Annotated in this window: 20 protein-coding genes and 1 pseudogene; 11 read left to right on the top strand and 10 right to left on the bottom strand. The window is 37.1% G+C overall.

The genetic code is table 11. From position 1 onward, the window contains the following. Window positions 1-2: 2 nt before the first annotated feature. The 5 genes and pseudogenes from H4J61_RS13780 to H4J61_RS13800 form a co-directional block, all read right to left on the bottom strand. Window positions 3-737: a hypothetical protein gene (locus H4J61_RS13780; RefSeq protein ID WP_259363344.1), complete on the bottom strand. Its 735-nt coding sequence runs from the start codon at window positions 735-737 to the stop codon at window positions 3-5. Next, window positions 737-1,549, bottom strand: a complete 813-nt coding sequence (locus tag H4J61_RS13785) for a hypothetical protein (RefSeq protein WP_182185440.1) — start codon at window positions 1,547-1,549, stop codon at window positions 737-739. The genes H4J61_RS13780 and H4J61_RS13785 overlap by 1 nt, the downstream gene beginning before the upstream one ends. 70 nt (window positions 1,550-1,619) lie before the next feature. Then, window positions 1,620-1,985: pseudogene (locus H4J61_RS13790) on the bottom strand (cupredoxin domain-containing protein); the annotation flags it as partial. Then, a complete protein-coding gene (locus H4J61_RS13795; RefSeq protein WP_182185445.1) occupies window positions 1,985-3,409 on the bottom strand; it encodes an ATP-binding protein in 1,425 nt (474 codons plus the stop codon). The pseudogene H4J61_RS13790 and the gene H4J61_RS13795, both read right to left, overlap by 1 nt. A 9-nt stretch (window positions 3,410-3,418) precedes the next feature. Continuing rightward, window positions 3,419-4,078 (bottom strand): response regulator transcription factor, encoded by a 660-nt coding sequence (locus tag H4J61_RS13800; RefSeq protein WP_182185448.1) that lies wholly within the window; start codon window positions 4,076-4,078, stop codon window positions 3,419-3,421. 538 nt (window positions 4,079-4,616) lie between these two features. Between H4J61_RS13800 and H4J61_RS13805 the strand changes: the two genes are divergently transcribed. Beyond that, window positions 4,617-5,087, top strand: coding sequence for a hypothetical protein (locus H4J61_RS13805; RefSeq protein ID WP_182185450.1), 471 nt, complete (start codon window positions 4,617-4,619; stop codon window positions 5,085-5,087). A 249-nt stretch (window positions 5,088-5,336) separates the two neighbouring features. Further along, a complete protein-coding gene (locus H4J61_RS13810) occupies window positions 5,337-5,768 on the top strand; it encodes a YchJ family protein (RefSeq protein ID WP_220461269.1) in 432 nt (143 codons plus the stop codon). Here the strand turns inward: H4J61_RS13810 and H4J61_RS13815 are convergent. The 3 genes from H4J61_RS13815 to H4J61_RS13825 form a co-directional block, all read right to left on the bottom strand. Beyond that, a complete protein-coding gene (locus tag H4J61_RS13815) occupies window positions 5,765-6,298 on the bottom strand; it encodes a VC2046/SO_2500 family protein (RefSeq protein ID WP_220461270.1) in 534 nt (177 codons plus the stop codon). The genes H4J61_RS13810 and H4J61_RS13815 overlap by 4 nt on opposite strands. A gap of 123 nt (window positions 6,299-6,421) precedes the next feature. Continuing rightward, entirely contained in the window at window positions 6,422-7,714 is a 1,293-nt protein-coding gene (locus H4J61_RS13820) for an ATP-binding protein (protein WP_182185455.1), read from the bottom strand. Between the two features lie 75 nt (window positions 7,715-7,789). Continuing rightward, on the bottom strand, window positions 7,790-8,506 hold the full coding sequence (locus H4J61_RS13825; RefSeq protein ID WP_146879497.1) for a response regulator: 717 nt from the start codon (window positions 8,504-8,506) through the stop codon (window positions 7,790-7,792). A 391-nt stretch (window positions 8,507-8,897) separates the two neighbouring features. On the opposite strand from H4J61_RS13825, the gene H4J61_RS13830 reads away from it, so the two are divergent. The 4 genes from H4J61_RS13830 to rlmA all read left to right on the top strand — a co-directional run bounded on the left by H4J61_RS13830 (window position 8,898) and on the right by rlmA (window position 12,479). Continuing rightward, window positions 8,898-10,157 (top strand): MFS transporter, encoded by a 1,260-nt coding sequence (locus H4J61_RS13830; RefSeq protein ID WP_182185456.1) that lies wholly within the window; start codon window positions 8,898-8,900, stop codon window positions 10,155-10,157. A 116-nt stretch (window positions 10,158-10,273) separates the two neighbouring features. Beyond that, window positions 10,274-10,555: a transposase gene (locus H4J61_RS13835; protein ID WP_182185457.1), complete on the top strand. Its 282-nt coding sequence runs from the start codon at window positions 10,274-10,276 to the stop codon at window positions 10,553-10,555. 155 nt (window positions 10,556-10,710) lie between these two features. Beyond that, a complete protein-coding gene (gene xthA, locus H4J61_RS13840; protein WP_182185458.1) occupies window positions 10,711-11,520 on the top strand; it encodes an exodeoxyribonuclease III in 810 nt (269 codons plus the stop codon). Window positions 11,521-11,654: 134 nt separating this feature from the next. Then, window positions 11,655-12,479, top strand: coding sequence for a 23S rRNA (guanine(745)-N(1))-methyltransferase (gene rlmA, locus H4J61_RS13845; RefSeq protein WP_259363337.1), 825 nt, complete (start codon window positions 11,655-11,657; stop codon window positions 12,477-12,479). A gap of 79 nt (window positions 12,480-12,558) precedes the next feature. Here the strand turns inward: rlmA and yfbV are convergent, their stop codons facing one another. Then, window positions 12,559-12,990, bottom strand: a complete 432-nt coding sequence (yfbV, locus tag H4J61_RS13850; RefSeq protein ID WP_182136848.1) for a terminus macrodomain insulation protein YfbV — start codon at window positions 12,988-12,990, stop codon at window positions 12,559-12,561. 671 nt (window positions 12,991-13,661) lie between these two features. Here yfbV and H4J61_RS13855 point away from each other — a divergent pair. From H4J61_RS13855 to H4J61_RS13875, 5 genes are all read left to right on the top strand, one after another. Beyond that, a complete protein-coding gene (locus H4J61_RS13855; RefSeq protein ID WP_182136849.1) occupies window positions 13,662-14,042 on the top strand; it encodes an ACT domain-containing protein in 381 nt (126 codons plus the stop codon). 13 nt (window positions 14,043-14,055) lie between these two features. Then, entirely contained in the window at window positions 14,056-14,400 is a 345-nt protein-coding gene (locus H4J61_RS13860) for an ArsC family reductase (protein WP_182185461.1), read from the top strand. Window positions 14,401-14,415: 15 nt separating this feature from the next. Beyond that, window positions 14,416-15,564 (top strand): succinyl-diaminopimelate desuccinylase, encoded by a 1,149-nt coding sequence (dapE, locus tag H4J61_RS13865; RefSeq protein ID WP_182136851.1) that lies wholly within the window; start codon window positions 14,416-14,418, stop codon window positions 15,562-15,564. 1 nt (window position 15,565) lies between these two features. Beyond that, window positions 15,566-16,243, top strand: a complete 678-nt coding sequence (locus H4J61_RS13870; protein WP_182185464.1) for a M15 family metallopeptidase — start codon at window positions 15,566-15,568, stop codon at window positions 16,241-16,243. A 118-nt stretch (window positions 16,244-16,361) separates the two neighbouring features. Continuing rightward, window positions 16,362-16,592: a hypothetical protein gene (locus tag H4J61_RS13875; RefSeq protein WP_182136853.1), complete on the top strand. Its 231-nt coding sequence runs from the start codon at window positions 16,362-16,364 to the stop codon at window positions 16,590-16,592. A 51-nt stretch (window positions 16,593-16,643) separates the two neighbouring features. On the opposite strand, the gene bamC is transcribed toward H4J61_RS13875, so the two are convergent. Next, on the bottom strand, window positions 16,644-17,729 hold the full coding sequence (gene bamC / locus H4J61_RS13880) for an outer membrane protein assembly factor BamC (RefSeq protein ID WP_182136854.1): 1,086 nt from the start codon (window positions 17,727-17,729) through the stop codon (window positions 16,644-16,646). Window positions 17,730-17,892 lie beyond the last annotated feature (163 nt).

Consider the following 17,892-nt stretch of genomic DNA (forward strand, 5'->3'; position numbering starts at 1 on the left):
TTTTAAAATTCATATTCAATGGAAGCACGTAAGATATGGTCTTTGTCATCGCCATTTAAACCGGTTATAAAACCCAATTCCCATTTCAATTGCTTTTGACCATCAAACCTTTGTATGCCCATAAAAGTGGGACCAATACCGGTATAGTCTTGGCCAATATAAATTTCAATGGCTGGCTGAACTTGTGGTAGCCACCGATAGCGGTATTGTAAACGAAACTCTGTTTCAAATTCATTTTTGATATCGCTACCACTTTCATAAATTAAAAACGCATTCAAGGCTAAGCTGTCACGGCCAAATTCTTTTTCAAATAACAAACCGGTAGTAACTTCCCAAATATCCAATTCATGTACTTTTTCGACTTCAAGTGACAGACCCCAATCGGCCCAATATTCGCCTTGATCTGTCATCATCCAGCGCGTTTCAACTTCATAGGCAGACAAGCCAAAGTCACCATCTTTATCTCGCTCACCCACGATATAAAATTCAATCATAACATTGTCAGTTATTGACTTTCCGTAGGCTATTCGTTGCCCTAAACTGTTACCCGCGTCATTTTGATGTGACAACATACGCCATTCAAATTCTTGCTCGTTAGGTAGCACATAGGGATGATATACCTTATCAACAACAACACCGTCAGCCAGCGCAACTTGACATGTCAGCGCTGAAAAAGCAGATAAAATCAACGGCAAAAAACTAAATCGTGTTAATTTCTTAAAGATTAGAAAGTTCATCACACCATCTCCTTATGACTCACTATAGTGCGTGTTGACTTTGAAAGCGTCGAGCAAACAAAAATCAAAGTAAAGGCAATCACAATGGCCGAAATATAAAGTAATAATTGCAGTAATGTTGGCGTGGCGTCGTAGCCAAAAAACACTGTAAACAACTGCCCTAGTTCGGAATTTTCCATTATTAAATAATTAGAGTCCCACAAAAGCCTATTCCCAGGTAAAACATCGATTTGGATCAGTAATTTTGTCGCTTTCATCAATAGTCCAACACTAAAAACGATCAATAGTGCTTCGCGAATGAGGCGACAATAACGCTCAATAAACGCCATTAAAAAATACAACAACACAGCGATACTGGCGCAAATACCCACACCGAGAGTAACGCCTGCCACCAAGGCATTAGAGGCATTATTTTGATGCCAAAAGCCTGTGATATAAATTAGAAAATTCGCACCGTTGAGTGTCATAACAATAACGGTTAAGGCCACTGCACAAAGCCGAACAAGAGTAAGTTTTCGGACGCTTAATGGCCTTTTTACGATTGCAATCTGGCTCAATAACAACAGCGATAGAAAATAGCAAACAATGTAAAGACAAGCATAAAGCCATTCTCGCCCGGTATCATCTAGTGTATGTGCAATTTCATCCATAGTATTTAATAAAATTAGGCTTAACATTACGCTAGTCAATACCGCAAGATAATACCACCGCAACTTGATACCTTCTTGCTGGAGCATAGAGATCAAAATAATACTAATGACAAATATGGGTAAAGCATCTCTTAAAAAAAGAATAACGGTATTAATTAACATGTAAAACCTCCTTAAGCAGAAGGCTATTCGCTGCTAGCGGTGCAGTATAAACTAGCGCTAAAGTCTCTATATTAGTGTCAGCTACGCTCTTTTTAGGGACAACAATAATGGTGCCTTGAGCGCTGTTAGGGTTAAACTCACCAAAAAATTTGTAACGACCTGGAGGTAAAGGTCCAATAAAAATCACTGATTTTTTTTGTGGGAAAATCACTTTCTCTCTATTAAGGTCAAAACTATCAAACTCTTCAGGGGTGCTATCTCGATTATAAATAACTAATTTTACTTTCGTGTTTGCTGGAATTTCTATTTCAGCCGGATAAAACAAATGATTTTTAAGTTCTACCTCGAATTCTGGCCGATTTGCCAAGCTAGCAAATGACAGTAGCGCGAAAAAGACAATAACGCTTTGCATAAGTTTGACAGAAAATAGGCTCATTAATAATCTCCCTTTGCTGGTGAGCTGGGTAATTTATTGCCATTAATAGTTGCACCGTGGTTACTATCTGCCATAGAAAAAACAACCTTTACACATAAGCCAAACAAAGCCTTTGAGCGACTTAAACTGATGTTTGCTTGATGTAATTCTACAATATGTTTAACAATCGACAAACCTAAGCCACAGCCAATAACTTTTGAATTATGGCTATCGCCGCCGACACGATAAAAGCGATCAAATACCCGTGAATATTCTTCTGGCGCAATACCCGGGCCGGAGTCTTCAACACGTAATATAAGCTTATTTTTGTCTTGCAGGCACGAGACTAAAATCTTGCCATTATCTGGGGTATATTTAGCCGCATTAGCAATCAAATTTTTCAATAGTATACCGATTGCAAACCTGTTGCCCAAAATGTTCAATGGCGCACTATTCAGTTCAATATCATGGCCTCTGCTGGCAATATAAGGATAGAGTTCACTAATACATTCTTGCAATAGCGCTTGTAAATTAAGCACCGCACTTTCAGCCAATATTTGTTCTGGATTAGTCCGGTTCAAGGTTAATATTTGATCAACCACATGTGCCATACGTTCAACACTTTGCTCTAATTGCTGAAAGGGTAATACTGACAGCGCTGTTGAGTTTTGGTCACTGTCAACAAGGATGACATCATTAAAGCTTTGCTGAAGGTTATAAACATTAATTTTCAATACGCTTAATGGCGTTCTAAGTTCATGGGCAGCATCTGAGGCAAATTGCTTTTCACGCTCAAACGATAATGACAGTCGCAGAAATAATTCATTTAAGGTTTCAATCACTGGCGCAAGTTCTGTGCTTGAACTGACCGTTAAAGGGCTAAGGTCATTTGCTTTTTTATTTTTCAGTGCTCGAGTTAAAAAAGTCAATGGTTTCAAGCCCTGCCGCACCGCTAATGAAATGATTAATGCGAGTAATGGCATGACTAAAATAATGGGGGTAACCGCAGATAAAATTATATCCTCAGCAAGGTCAAATCTTTGTTTTAATGGTTGCGCAATAATAACCCAAGCATTTGTTGCTGAGTTATCTGCTGAGTTATCTGTTATTTTATCAGTATAAGTACGCCAGCGTTTGCCTAAGAAATTAGCTTCTTTAAAACCAGAATTTAAGGTATTTATTAGCGTGTTTGGCGCATTATCACTACGTGTTACCACCTGGTTATCAAGCACTATTTGATAAGAAAAATTGCTGGTAGCTGGGTGCGTAATGACACCTTTAGGTAGCTTAACGGCCGTTATAACCTGAGCTAGAGAGACTAATTCATTATCAAAGACACTTTCTGCTTTGCGCATACTCGCTTTATAACCCTGAATAGCCGAAAAAAAAATGACTAAGGTAATAATTGATAACAGCATTAGCACGAGATAACGACGAATAGGCATAAGAAACTTTTAAGCCTTATTTATGGTGTAGCCAACACCACGAACCGTTTGGATAAATTTTTCAGGTAATTTTTTGCGTAAATTGTGAATATGGACTTCTACCGCATTACTCATCACTTCTTCACCCCAATCGTAAAGACGTGATTCAATTTGCTCTCGTGACTGAATTCGCCCAGCATTTTCCATTAATACTTTTAGCACCATATATTCTTTTTTTGAACAGGACAGTTCTTTATCTTCGATAAACACTTTGTGGGCAGTCGTATCGAGCTTTACCAAGGCAATGGAGATTATTGCGCTATCAGCAGTGCCTAATCGGCGTTCAATCACCCGTAAGCGAGCAAGAAGCTCGTTAATGTCAAAAGGTTTAATTAAGTAATCATCGGCGCCAAAGTCTAGTCCTTGAACACGCTGCTCAATAGTGTCGCGCGCGGTCAGCACAATAACTGGCGTAGTTTTCTTTTTAGCTCTAAGCTTTTTTAGCACTAATAAACCATCCATGTCAGGCAAGCCTAAATCTAAAATTACCATGTCATGATCAGGAATAGTCAATGACGTTAATGCGTCTTCGCCGGTATCAACGTGATTAACCAAGAAGCCCTCATGTCGTAACGACTGTTGTAATGCTTGTGCTAATGGCAGATCGTCTTCAACGAGTAAAATTCTCATATTGTTACTTTAGAACCTATTTAACTTATTTAACTTATTTCAAGCCAAACTATCGATAAAAATTTAGCTATTTACATATAACTAACCGTAATAGTTTTAGCACGTAAACTCAATAGCTTGGTTATACACTTCGAGATGAAATTAACGACGTAATTGGATATGTATTTATTAATATTCTTGGTTATTGTCGTTCGCTCTGTAGAAGTTTCATTTTAAATCAATTTGCACCAGTAACATAGTAGAATGCGGTGTTTATCTTTTCACCTTTAATGTTTAGAGCAATTATTCCTTAAAATTTACCCGTGTCGTAAGTTACGCAGCTGTAGTGTAAATAGCGTTAAACAGTATAATTAATCTCTAACTACTAAGCTCTAGCTACGCTTACTTTACACATAAAAAATCAGCTTAACTTCTTTAAATTATCGATTTAAAAAAGCGACTCTTCTTATAACCTTGAGTAAATATCAGTAAAATAATGCTTGAAATAGCATCAAAACCGATATACTGTACATTCATACAGTATATCGAGGTAGGCACTATGATTAACACTAATAAAATAAATTTAAAAATAAATAACAACAGCTTAGCTATAGCCCCTAGTATTAATTTACCACCTCAAATTAATTTATCTTCTGCTTGGTGTAATATTATTAGTGTAAATAACCTCGGAGATGTCTCTGAAAAGTACCAGGACATTTGTCAAAACCACCATGATGATAAAAAGTGGATTTTAATGATTAATCCAGAAAATGCCTCGCTAGAACAACTCTCTAACATGGGTAAAATTAATCCAGCAAAAATACTAAAAGTGAATGCAAATAAGGTCAATGTCAGTTTAGAGCATATCAAAAACACGTTATTAAAAGGTACATGTTCTGCGATGATTCTATCAAACGCCAACTATAATCAAGCCGAATTAAAAGAAATATCTCGCTGTGCTGCCTTAGGAAAAACTCAATGTATTTTATTACAAAAAACAGATTATAAAGCGATAAACCAATTGCATTAAATTACTATATTTAGTCAAGGTTTTAAAACAAAAATAAAGCAATAAATTGTGCTTAATCCGACGACTTAATCTCAAGCGCAAAAAGCGTTGGGCTAAGTTAGATTAACTAAAAAATTAAAGCCATAAACTATGTAAAGCATAATAATTGTCATGATAAACTAAACATAATTGCCCTTTAAATAGTTTATCTAGATGTTATGTCCATGCGGCTCAGAACAAACCTTTACACTGTGTTGCCAACCTTTAATCATGGCAACAAAACCGGCTAACTCTCCAGAACAACTGATGCGGTCACGCTACTCTGCTTACGCAACACAACAGGCCGAGTATATTTACCTTACTTATGCCCAATCAAGCCAAGCTGAACAATCCATTGATGACATCGCACAATGGGCTGCAGAAACAAAATGGCTGAAACTCATTATTCACTATGCCAGTGATCACGAAAAAGATTTAGCTAACCGTCATAATGCTCAAGTAGAGTTTTCTGCTTTTTATCAAGTTCACAAACAAATCTGGCAAATGCGAGAACAATCTAATTTTGTGCTTGAAGATAGCGCATGGCGATATCTTGATGGTGAGGTGTCAGATAGCAAAGCATTAAATAAACCCAAAAAAAATGAGTTTTGTTTTTGTGGCAGTGAGAAAAAGTTTAAACATTGTTGTGCTAAGACTTTTTAGGCAACCGCTTCCATTAGCGGTGCTTTAACAATAGTAGTTTGCACTGCCGCTAACCAAGCCATAGCATTGAAGTCGGCTCTTGGTGGTGTTTGTGTTAATGATATGTCTTGATTTTTTTGCTGGCAATATAAACTGGTATTAGTCATCACCTGTTGGTTTATATGTTTTACATCATCACGAAACGCCAATGGTTTAGGATTAAGTATATTTGCTAATCTTAGGTCTTCTAACTGCTGTTTTTCAATCAAATTTGCCTGATTATAACTGCTGATATCAGCAACATCTTTTACTGCTAAAGGGGCTTCATCAGGTAATTGAAAATATTTTCGTAACTGTTCTGCTGAAGTGGTTTTTTCAGGTATTTGTGAAAGTGGTAATGTAAATTGGCTATGCGCTCTAACATCGTCGGTTAGCATGGCGAGTAACAGCGAAAAATCAGAACGACGAGCATGATGAACACTTTGGTTAAGCTGTTCGCCTAACTGAAGTTCATGAACAAGTATGTCGTTTGATAAAGCGTTTAGGGTCAAAATAATCTACTGTTTTGCTACCGATAATATTTGTATCGGCAGCAGCACAGATTACTTTAACGCTATGCGTAATTAATTATTAATTTTTATAGTAAATACAAAGTATTGACTGATTTTTATCCACTAAGCAGAAATTTGTTTAATGGGCCAACGCAGTATGAAGCTCGCGCCACCATTTTTGCTATCAACAACAGATGCACTGCCACCATGCCACTCCATAATCCGACAAACGATGGCTAGACCTAAACCAAAACCTCCTGTTTGACGGTTACGAGATACATCACCACGGGAAAAAGCATCAAATATAGTACATTTGAAATCATCGCAGACTCCCTCACCATTGTCGGTAACACTTATCTGGCAGTAATCTTCACTTTTTGTAATTGTGATGTCTATTTCACCGTTACCGTATTTTATGGCATTAGAAATATAATTATTCAACGCTCGACTAATAAAGTGTCGATCAACCTCAACTCGTTCATTTCCAAGCAGGTTAACAATGTTAAATTTTTGTTCAAATTGTTGGTAATTACTGACCTGTTTTTCGACAATATCCACCAATGATTCTTCGCTAAAATTTATTTCGGGTTTGTCATTATCGAAACTAGCGTAAATTAGCATTTCACTAATGAGTTGTTCTAACTCACAAACATCTTTACTAATGGCTTTGCGATATTTCTCTTGTTTGGCTTTATCATCGGTGCAGGCTAGCATTTCTAAGGCAAACTTAGTGCGAGCTAACGGTGTACGTAATTCATGTGCAACCGCAGTTGAGAGTTCTTTATGAGCATCGATTAAACGTTTAATACGACTGGCCATAGTATTAAACGCCGTAACCATAGGCGCTGCCATAGTCGATCTTGCTTGTGGTGCAACAACATCAAAACTTTCTTGACCAAACTCTATTGCCGTTTTTTGTAACTGATCCAAGTCTCGGGACAAAGGCCGTAACCAAAAAAACAATATACAGGCTAAGATTGCCAGCAAAATAACACGAATGAGTGCCTCTAGCCTCGGACGGGTTGGCATTTTAGCAGGCCCCAACACAATGACAGTGCCAGCATTATTGATCTGGTGATGAATTTCTACCGCGTTATTATCATAATAAATATGCGTGTTTTCTTCTTGAATGACGTCATGATTTTGATGGCTGATAGCTTTTACTTCTTGCGCTGACATTAATTTTAATGGCAGTTGCCACTGCTTGGCAGCTTTCGATAGTATTTCTTGCCATTGATCTTCTGGGTGCTTTTCTAAATAGTTAGATAGCGCCAACAGCATACTTTTATAACCAGTGTAAGACTCTATGTCTTGTTCAAGGTATGAACTCCATGCTTCATCAAGCATCCATGAGAATACGATGAATATAGAAATAATAAGGAAGTATAAGCTGAAGAATGAGCGACCAAGTTTCATAAAATGCCTAAAAAAAGGAAATAAATACTGATGAGTCGCTATAACAGCTCACCAGCTTACACACTAAAATAATAGTTAACTCCATGCATCTGGAACAAATAAATAGCCTTGTCCCCAAATGGTTTTAATACGAAAAGGTGTTTCATTACTATCGTGTAATTTTTTACGCAAGCGTGATATACGCACATCAACACTTCTATCCATGCCGTCGTATTCGCGACCAACAACCGCTTTATAAATATAATCACGATTCTGCACTTCGCCTGAACGACTAGCTAATAACCAGAGTAAGTCAAACTCTTGGCTAGTCAGGTCAACATTTTCGCCATGCAATGTCACTTGTCTAGAACCACGGCTAATATGCAGTTCACCACAATTAATTTTAGCATTTTCTTTACCATCCGTTGGCAACTGGCCACGACGCAATAGCGCATTAACACGGGCAAGCAGTACTCTTGGCTCAACAGGCTTAATCACGTAGTCATCTGCACCAATTTCCAAACCTAACACTTGGTCAAAGTCTGTGCCTTTCGCAGTTAGCATTAAAATTGGCCCTTTAAAGTTAGGACGTAAATCTTTACAAACAGCAAATCCATCTTTACCCGGTAGCATAATGTCTAAAATAATCAAATCAGGAACGAATTTATCAACTCGCTTTTCTACCGTGTCGCCTCTAAACTCTTGCTTAACGTGATAACCTTCATTTTCTAAAAACTCAGTCACTAGATCCGACAACTGACGGTCATCCTCAACGAGTAATATCTTTTTAACTAACAATTCACTATCTGACATTAACTGCTCCTACTTTATTACGCTGTATTAACAGCATTTTCACGGCTGGTTGATGAACACGGTTAATGTTTACTCTAGCCAATAAATAACAACCATTGAAAATATGACTCATCACACAAGCATAAAATGTTTATTATTAATTAACAACACTATGTACAAGGTGTTACGGCAATAGTACAACTTATTACCCTGAAATTACAATTAATTACACTAGGACTAACAAGGAGATTTTTATGATACTTTGCTCATAAAAGTGCTTCTCGTCACTATTGATGCGTTGAGAGAATTAGACGGTGCGTTGAGAAAAATAGAAACTTTTTACTTAGTTATCAAGCTAACTTATTATATAATCAATAGGCATTATCCCCACTGTATTATATAAACATTCGTTATGACGATTCACGCTGCTAAAGTTAAAATACCTGCAAAAAACACCTTAATGACTGAACAGTTAAAGGCAAAGAAAACCTTGTTTTCTGTCATGCTGGTGGTGCTGTTTAGTAGTGCCGGCATTGCCTTACCTTATCCTGTATTAGCACCTCTTTTTCTTAATGAAGTTAGCCCTTTGACCACTTTTGCTGATTTACCCAGTAAAATATTACTCGGCATTATACTGGCGATATACCCTTTAGGGGTTATTCTAGGAAGCTCAGTTTTAGGTGCTGCTTCAGGTATTTATGGTCGCAAAAAAACCTTAATCATCACCTTGATTTTAACTGCTGTTAGTTATGTGTTATCGGCTTTAGCGGTTATGGCTGAAAGTTTTTTACTGCTCATTTTAGCGCGTTTTGTTACAGGCATTTTTTCAGGTAATATCAGCATAGCCAAAGCTATAGCGGTAGATTTATCGCCCACGCTAGATAAAACCCACACCTTTAGTCTGGTAAACGCCACCAGCTATTTAGGCTGGTTGCTCGGCCCTTTAGCCGGTGGATTACTGGCAATATACGGTTTAGACACCGTATTCTACTTCGCCGCCGTCGCGATAGTTATTGCCCTGATCAGCGTTGCTTATGTATTACCTGCTGGCAATAGTAACTCCAGTCAGCCAAAGATAAAATTTTCGCAAATTTTTAGTAAACAAAACTCATTTGCCTTACTCGCTAATAAAAAAATTAGACGTATCTTTTTAATTTATTTATTAGCAACACTTGGCCTAAATGCCTATTACGAATTTTACCCCGTTTGGTTGGTGGAAAACTTTGACTTCACTAGCCCCGACATTGGTTATATAACAGTTGTTTTAACCTTATTTATGACCATAACCAGTGTGTTTTTTGTTAAGCAATTAAAACACTTATTGGGGCTTAAATTGGGTGCCATTGTTGGCATGATGTTAATGGCATTGTTGTTTAGCTTACACCTTGTCTTATCAGCAACCAGTGTTTGGCCTATTTATGCCGTAATAGGCATCGCCATCGCTATTTTCAATGGTTTATTACCGGTTTATATTTCCGAGCAATATGCTGATATTGAACAAGGGCAACTTATGGGCTTAATTACCACCACCTTCAGTTTAGCTAATATGCTGATGGCGCTTATTGGTAGTGTATTAGCCTTATTTGGCGCACACTGGGCCATATTATTTGGTGCCTTGTTACTTATCATTGCCTCCATCGACTTTCACTTTAGTCAAGAAGATATGCGCTAGCTTATTTCGCGCTAAAATTATTAGTTACTTACGCACTAACCCCATTGTAAATTGATGATTGGACTTCCCTTGGTTGACCAGACTCCAAACTAGTTTCATTTTAACTTCAACTAGAGGTGTTTATAAACAAAGGCAGACGATATACCCAAGAATTTAAAATTAGAGCAGTTAATCAAACGAATGAACGTGGTTATTCAGTTGCTGAAGTATATAAGCAGTTAGGTATTGCTACTAAAACGTTATATCACTGGCGAAGTCAATTATCGGATAAAACTAAATCGGTTAAAGCTCCAGATGATGAATATGAACCTTTATCCAAAAGTCTAACCGTTACAAGCTGCACTTACCTTGAAGATAATACGAAACAGCGTTGCCAAGCTATCTTAATTAGTTTCTAATACCACTCATCTTCAATTTCGGTTATGAAAAATAATTTATCAAAGCGCACTTGATTATGCCTATAACTATTTTAGTCTGCTTAAAATAACAACTTAGTATGCCGATAAATTAACAAAGCCAATTAACCCACTGTTATACAAGTATATATATAATTATGAAAATCATCTCTTTTAATATTAACGGCCTGCGCGCTCGTTTGCATCAGTTACAAGCTATTATCGATAAACATCAACCCGATATTATTGGCCTACAAGAAATTAAAGTTCATGATGAAGTATTCCCGCTCGCTGATGTTGAAGCGATGGGCTATCACGTTTATTTTCATGGTCAAAAGGCGCATTATGGTGTTGCTATGCTGTGCAAAAAAGCCGCTAACGTGGTCACTAAAGGCTTTCCAACCGATGATGACGAAGCGCAAAAGCGCATGATCATGGTGCAAACAACTGATGAAAATGGTGAAAAAGTCACCGTATTAAATGGTTATTTTCCACAAGGTGAAAATATAGCCCATGAAACAAAATATCCTTACAAACGTCAATTTTATAAAGATTTAATGCAATACTTAAATGAGCACCATACCCCTGATGAAAATATTGTGGTGATCGGTGATATTAATATTTCACCTGCTGATTTAGACATAGGTATCGGTGAGCCAAATAAAAAACGCTGGTTAAAAACGGGTAAATGTAGCTTCCAACCAGAAGAAAGACAATGGTTAGCCACCTTAATGGATTGGGGCTTTACTGATACTTTTAGGTCATTACACCCAACTCGTGAAGAAAGATATTCATGGTTTGATTATCGCTCTCGTGGCTTTGATGATAATCGTGGTTTACGTATTGATGTGGTGCTAGCAACCAAAAAATTTGCTAGCCGCTGTATTGAATCAGATATTGATTATGAACTTAGGGCCATAGAAAAGCCGTCTGATCATGCACCCATTTGGTCTACGTTCAGTAAATAAAGCTTTCCAAGTAACATACTACTTATAATTTTAATTTTAATTTTAATTTTAAAATCAAACTTATTCTGTTAACACCATACTTGTAAAAAGGGGCTAGTCCCCTTTTTTGTTAAAAATAGACATTAATGATCCCTATGACTGCAACCCACTATGCTTGCCCTATATGTAGTTTTCCTCTGCAAAATCAAGAAAATCTGTTTCGCTGTGAGAATAATCATAGCTTTGATCGCGCGAAAGAAAATTACTTAAATTTATTGCCCGTGCAATTTAAGCATTCAAAAAATCCTGGTGATAACAAGGCGATGGTCAATGCTAGGCGAGCATTTTTAGAACAAGGTTATTATCAACCCTTGGTTGATAGACTCGTCGCTTTATACCAAGAAAAAGTGCTTACTGATGCTAACAAGCCAACTATTGTGCTCGATGCCGGTTGTGGTGAAGGCTTTTATACTCATCAACACAAAAATACTGAAAATACTGTTTATGGTGTTGATATTGCCAAAGAAGCAATAAAAAAAGCTGGCAAAAAATATCCACAATGTCACTTTAGTGTCGCGACGTTATCAAAATTGCCTTTTAGTGATAGTCTATTTTCTTGGATTATATCGGTTTATGCGCCTATTTTAGAAAAAGAGTTTACGCGCGTATTATCAGCCGGTGGTTTTTTGTTAACGGTTACGCCAGCAAAACAGCATTTGATGCAATTAAAGCAGCATATTTATCATGACGCTAAAGAACATGATGAAGAAAAATTGCCCATTGAACATTTAACACTGGTGCACCAAGAAAATATCTCTTATCAAATGCACTTAAAAACGGGTCAAGACACGCTAAATTTATTGGCTATGACACCCTTTGCTTTTAAAGCCAGTAAGGAAGCCAAAGAAAGCTTATTAAGTCAGCATGACTTTATCTGTCAGGCTGACTTTCTGATCAGGCTTTATCAAAAATCGAACTAAAAAAATGCGCTACAGATTAACTGTATCGCATTATTAGTCATAACCTTTCCAGATCAACTTTACTTATAAGCCTAGAGAATTAAGAGGTTTTATAGCTATTTTTAAAGCTTAAGCTTAATAAGTGAGCCAAGTCTAAATAACGTGGACGTTGAGTTGACAACTTGATATCACCACCGCTTTGGTTAACACGCGCAACACTTTCTTTGTACCAATTAGCTAACGCAGGCGGAAGAAATTTATCGGCTTTAATCCCCATAAAAATCAACGCTTGTAATGGAAAACTCATAATACAAAGTGTATATAATAGCGCTTGAGGTAAGGCAGCCATAGAGCCAAAATACAACTGTAAGATTAAACAAAACACTGCTAAGCCGGGCATCACTTTACACACCAAACGGCTCACTTTAACCGCATGATACTCCATAAAGTATTCACCAAGTTCAACGCGTGAGGGCCATAAATTCATGTACTTTCGGCCAAGCAAAATAATTTCTAATATAGATAACTTCATAAGCGATACCCTACAACAGCGGTTGATTAAAAGATAGTACCTTTTTATATACGATGGTATTAAGTAAAATGACCACAGTTGATGACATTTTATTGCACTGCATCAAAATTCTGCAGGAATTCCTAGTATTTATGAGGCTATAGCGGGTGTCTTGGTTGACGATATAGCCTACCCCATTACATTGGTTGTAATTTCAACACACTTGTAGTCTTCCAACAGTATAATCAGTAATTACAAAGATCTGCCCTATAAATAAGTAGATCTTTAGCTGTTTTACGCCTTAATACGACATTTTAACAACTTATCTATGACTTTTAACACAGATTATTAGCTGGTATTTTTTAACCAGTAAAATAAATAAATAAATAACAACAACTTAACCAATTAAACAATAGTTATGCACAATGATATCCACAACTTATGTGGATATCATTAAACGTACAATATTATAATTTATACAATTAATTCGCTTTATATACTCAAATAGACTTAGAAATACACTAGTTTGATAGCAATAATCAATTTAATGCGCAGTAAATACAGGTTAACCAGTTTACTTAAACATAATATTTAATTATTACATTCAAACCCGCGCGAGTATAAGCCCTAGAGTTAAACGCTATTAAACGCTATAGTGTCGACATTAGCATTTAAACAAGCGAAGTCGATTTATGAGTAACTTTACCCTACGGCGCTTATCTGAAACGTTTGCTATTCATAGTTTACGACGTGAGAGCTCAATACCCGACGTGGTATTTAATGCCCCGATATTTTTTTTAGCAAAAACCTATGACGAAATTTCAATTGTTATTCCAGAGCATATTGAAATTGACAGTGAAGAAGTCGAACTTGGCTGGCAAGCATTTGAAGTTGTTGGTCCACTCAACTTTACCTTAACCGGTATAATGTCAAATATATCAACAGTGCTAGCAAATGAAAAAATCAGTATTTTTGCCATTTCTACTTTTGACACTGACTACGTTTTAGTAAAATCAGATAAGTTTGCCGCCGCTAAAGCCGCGTTAATAAAACATAACTACCAAGTGATATAATTCAGGAAATAAAATGACAATACTTTATGGCATTAAAAACTGCGATAGCGTAAAAAAAGCAAAAAAATGGTTAGAGCAACAAAATATCCCTTATCAATTCCACGACTTTCGTAGCGATGGCCTCAGCCCACAATTGCTACAAGAGTTTATAAAGTCTGCCGATTTGACTCTGCTGTTAAATAAACGCAGTACTAGCTTTCGTAATTTAACTGACGAGATTAAAAACAACCTCACTGACGACGTGATGACCGAGATTATTTTAGCGCAACCCACGCTAATTAAACGACCACTACTTAAACACAACCAAGCATTTTTGGTTGGCTTTAAAGATAGTCAATATCAAGAAATTTTGCTTTAGGTATATAGTATTCTCATGATAAAACATAACAATTGCACCATTTCATTAGCACAAGCACTGATTGAACGCCCTTCTGTTACCCCTGAAGATTTTGGCTGCCAAGAACTCATGTCTGAGCGTTTAGCCAAGTTAGGTTTTAATAATGAAAGCATGGTATTTGAAGATACCACTAACTTATGGTCTCGAAGAGGCAGTTCAGGGCCAGTATTTTGTTTTGCTGGCCACACCGATGTTGTGCCAGCGGGCAATTTAGAAAGCTGGAACACACCGCCATTTGATCCCGTTATTATTGACGGTATGCTTTATGGCCGCGGGGCCTCTGATATGAAAGGCAGTTTAGCGGCGATGATAGTAGCAACCGAACGATTTGTTGCTGACTATCCTAAACACCATGGCTCTATCGCATTTTTGATCACCAGTGATGAAGAAGGCCCTTTTATTAATGGCACAACACGTGTTATCGATACGCTTGAAGCCCGTAATGAAAAAATTGACTATTGTATTGTTGGTGAGCCTTCTAGTAGCAATAAATTAGGCGACGTGGTTAAAAATGGTCGTCGTGGTTCAATTTCTGGCGAATTACACATTCATGGTAAACAAGGCCACGTGGCTTATCCTGATCACGTTATTAATCCCATTCATAAGGCCATGCCGGTTTTAGCCGAGTTAAGTGAAATGCATTGGGATAATGGTAATGAATATTTTCCGCCAACGAGTTTTCAAGTGTCGAATATTCAATCTGGCACTGGCGCTACCAATGTCGTGCCGGGACATTTAACCGCATTATTCAATTTACGTTATAGCACTGAATTAACAGCCGAAATGATCGTTGATAAAGTTGAAGCCTTATTAACTCGGCATCAATTAAACTTTGAAATTAACTGGATATTTAACGGCCAGCCATTCATTACAGAACCAGGTACATTGGTTGATTCTGTTGTACAAGCGATTGAAACTTGCTGCAATATAACCACCGAGCTTTCTACCAGTGGCGGCACTTCAGATGGACGATTCATTGCACCTACTGGCGCACAGCTTGTTGAGCTTGGTCCTTGTAATGCTACTATTCATCAAGTTAATGAATGTGTTGCGGTACAAGATTTGATTTTATTAACCGATGTCTACTATCAAACCTTGGTTAATGTTTTAGCCAACGATAAGTAAAATGACAGAACTTGAGTTAATATTGACCGGGAAAACTGAAAGTCATATTCATTGGCTAGCCCCTAATGTTGGTATTCATACTGAAATGTTGTCGGCATTCAAACAACTACAGTTAGCCGCAAAAGCTGCGGGTATAGAGTTGAGCATTGCCAGTGGCTTTCGCAGTTTTGACCGACAACTCATGATTTGGCAAAATAAGTTTTCTGGTAAAACAGCTATTAAAGATGGCTCAAATCAAATTTTAGCGGTTAAACAACTCAGTGACGCTGAAAAAATACACGCCATTATGTTATTCTCTGCGCTGCCGGGAGCCAGCCGCCATCATTGGGGCTGTGAAATTGACGTTTATGCGAAAAATTTATTACCCGCAGAGCAGTCTTTAGCATTAGAGCCATGGGAATACCAAGCTTCAGGGCACTTCTATCCCTTAACCGTTTGGCTAGCTGAACATGCGAAAACGTATGGTTTCTTTTTACCTTACGATAAGTTTCGTGGCGGTGTTGCCCAAGAGCCATGGCATCTTTCATACTTGCCATTATCTAAACACTACCAACAGGCTTATACTGAAGCACTTTTAGCAGAAGCATTATTAAATAGCGAGATTCAAGGTAAAACCTTACTGCTCGCGTTGTTACCTGAGCTTTATCAACGTTATATTCTCAATGTAGCCGATGCTTAACTCGTATTAGCTATTTACTATTAAGCGCTTTTTGAAACTAACATTAAAGGTTTAATTATGAGTATGATTGAGCCTATTGTAGACATTTTATTTACACATTTAAGCGGAGCGTTATTTTATGACCAGTATATTAAATGAAGATTGGGTTGCCCCAACCATCGTTATTATTGCATTCGTTATTTTAATTGGTAATTTAAGTACTTTTCAAAAAAGTGCAAAAACACCTTTACGTAAGAAAGGGTTAAACGATTTAAAAGAAACCGTACCAAGAACGCAAAAGTCGCCTCATAAAATGGCAACCGTTAGTAAGACTAATGATATTACCCATAAAATAAAAAACTCCGATTAACGGAGTTTTTTTATTGTTATATAAGTAACAGCAGTTGCTATTATTCGACTATTAAAAAACGTCTTTAAATGACAAGCCCGCTTCCATTACCTTAAATATTTTCTCTAAAGTTGCCTCAGATAATGCTGTACCATCGGCATCATATAAAGTAACAACAGATTTTTCCGCCATTTTCTCTAGCTGAAATTGATACTTACCATTAGGTAGATCTATAACCTGTATACTGTCTCCCCAAATGCTATCCCACAAACTAGATTCAGGTTTTACGTAATCAACATAATAAATTTTAGTGGTTTCATTAAGGTCGGTAATGCTAAAACCATGATCTTCAAAAAACAAAGGTAAGTTAGACCAGAATAGCTCTATATCCATTTCTACAATATAGGCCGGTTCCCCAGAAGCATTCTCACCTAAACTAACAAAGGTTTGATTAGCACGTAATAAGCGATTTTCTTGTTGTTTTAAACGATATTGAAAATCAACTTGTGCTATAACTTCATTAAGCATATTCATTTCAGCACGTTGTTGATCAATAATATCGATAACTTTACTACCACCTGCTGCATCTGTTTTCAGATAATCAAGTAATTCAACAACTAACGCGACACTTCGACCATGAGATTTACTTTCAAGTGTGTAGCGGTAACGAATACTTTCTGATATTGCTATTGATTTAAAAGGCCAAGTGCCTGTTTCTACTTCTTTGTTATACCAATCTGACTCAAAAACTAAACCTTCATCGTCTACTTGTTTTAATTCAACATTGTCTGTGGTTAACTGGCCTTTTAAGGCTTTTAAAATAAAACCTTTTAGATCATCGTCATCAATTACTTGGTCAAACCATACCTTTGCTGCAGCAGAAGTGCTCTCTGTGCGTGTTGACGCCGCGATAGGTAAAACGAGTGATGGTGCACGTACATCTACATCACCACCAACCGGACCTTCATGGTTTATTTCGTCACTAACAAAAAAGGTATCAACTTGTTTAGGTTTATCTAATCCTGCAGGTATTTTTAACGCTGTTGCTTCTTTTTGTTGCGCGTATTCAAAATCGCCTACCGCTTGCTTATTATTTACAGTACCGCAGCTAGCAACAGCGACACTTAATAATGAAAAATAAAATATCTTGCGATTCATTAACACTCCCGAGGATACAAATCTGAATCTTTCTAATTTAATTTTGCTTGTTTAGTTTTATTAATACTCATTGGTATAAGTATTATTTTTAGTCCTTACGACAAACTAAGAAGTTAACATCGTAAAGTTCAAGCAATACATCAATAACGTCGTTTTGATTACT

It is taken from the genome of Colwellia sp. MB3u-4, assembly GCF_014077065.1.
GTDB lineage: Bacteria > Pseudomonadota > Gammaproteobacteria > Enterobacterales > Alteromonadaceae > Cognaticolwellia.

Bases quoted from the DNA above. Each gene is read 5' to 3' on its own strand.
- H4J61_RS13780 (WP_259363344.1), bottom strand. From the start codon at position 737: ATGAACTTTCTAATCTTTAAGAAATTAACACGATTTAGTTTTTTGCCG.
- H4J61_RS13785 (WP_182185440.1), bottom strand. From the start codon at position 1,549: ATGTTAATTAATACCGTTATTCTTTTTTTAAGAGATGCTTTACCCATA.
- H4J61_RS13795 (WP_182185445.1), bottom strand. From the start codon at position 3,409: ATGCCTATTCGTCGTTATCTCGTGCTAATGCTGTTATCAATTATTACC.
- H4J61_RS13800 (WP_182185448.1), bottom strand. From the start codon at position 4,078: ATGAGAATTTTACTCGTTGAAGACGATCTGCCATTAGCACAAGCATTA.
- H4J61_RS13805 (WP_182185450.1), top strand. From the start codon at position 4,617: ATGATTAACACTAATAAAATAAATTTAAAAATAAATAACAACAGCTTA.
- H4J61_RS13810 (WP_220461269.1), top strand. From the start codon at position 5,337: ATGGCAACAAAACCGGCTAACTCTCCAGAACAACTGATGCGGTCACGC.
- H4J61_RS13820 (WP_182185455.1), bottom strand. From the start codon at position 7,714: ATGAAACTTGGTCGCTCATTCTTCAGCTTATACTTCCTTATTATTTCT.
- H4J61_RS13825 (WP_146879497.1), bottom strand. From the start codon at position 8,506: ATGTCAGATAGTGAATTGTTAGTTAAAAAGATATTACTCGTTGAGGAT.
- H4J61_RS13830 (WP_182185456.1), top strand. From the start codon at position 8,898: ATGACGATTCACGCTGCTAAAGTTAAAATACCTGCAAAAAACACCTTA.
- xthA (WP_182185458.1), top strand. From the start codon at position 10,711: ATGAAAATCATCTCTTTTAATATTAACGGCCTGCGCGCTCGTTTGCAT.
- rlmA (WP_259363337.1), top strand. From the start codon at position 11,655: ATGACTGCAACCCACTATGCTTGCCCTATATGTAGTTTTCCTCTGCAA.
- yfbV (WP_182136848.1), bottom strand. From the start codon at position 12,990: ATGAAGTTATCTATATTAGAAATTATTTTGCTTGGCCGAAAGTACATG.
- H4J61_RS13855 (WP_182136849.1), top strand. From the start codon at position 13,662: ATGAGTAACTTTACCCTACGGCGCTTATCTGAAACGTTTGCTATTCAT.
- H4J61_RS13860 (WP_182185461.1), top strand. From the start codon at position 14,056: ATGACAATACTTTATGGCATTAAAAACTGCGATAGCGTAAAAAAAGCA.
- dapE (WP_182136851.1), top strand. From the start codon at position 14,416: ATGATAAAACATAACAATTGCACCATTTCATTAGCACAAGCACTGATT.
- H4J61_RS13870 (WP_182185464.1), top strand. From the start codon at position 15,566: ATGACAGAACTTGAGTTAATATTGACCGGGAAAACTGAAAGTCATATT.
- H4J61_RS13875 (WP_182136853.1), top strand. From the start codon at position 16,362: ATGACCAGTATATTAAATGAAGATTGGGTTGCCCCAACCATCGTTATT.
- bamC (WP_182136854.1), bottom strand. From the start codon at position 17,729: ATGAATCGCAAGATATTTTATTTTTCATTATTAAGTGTCGCTGTTGCT.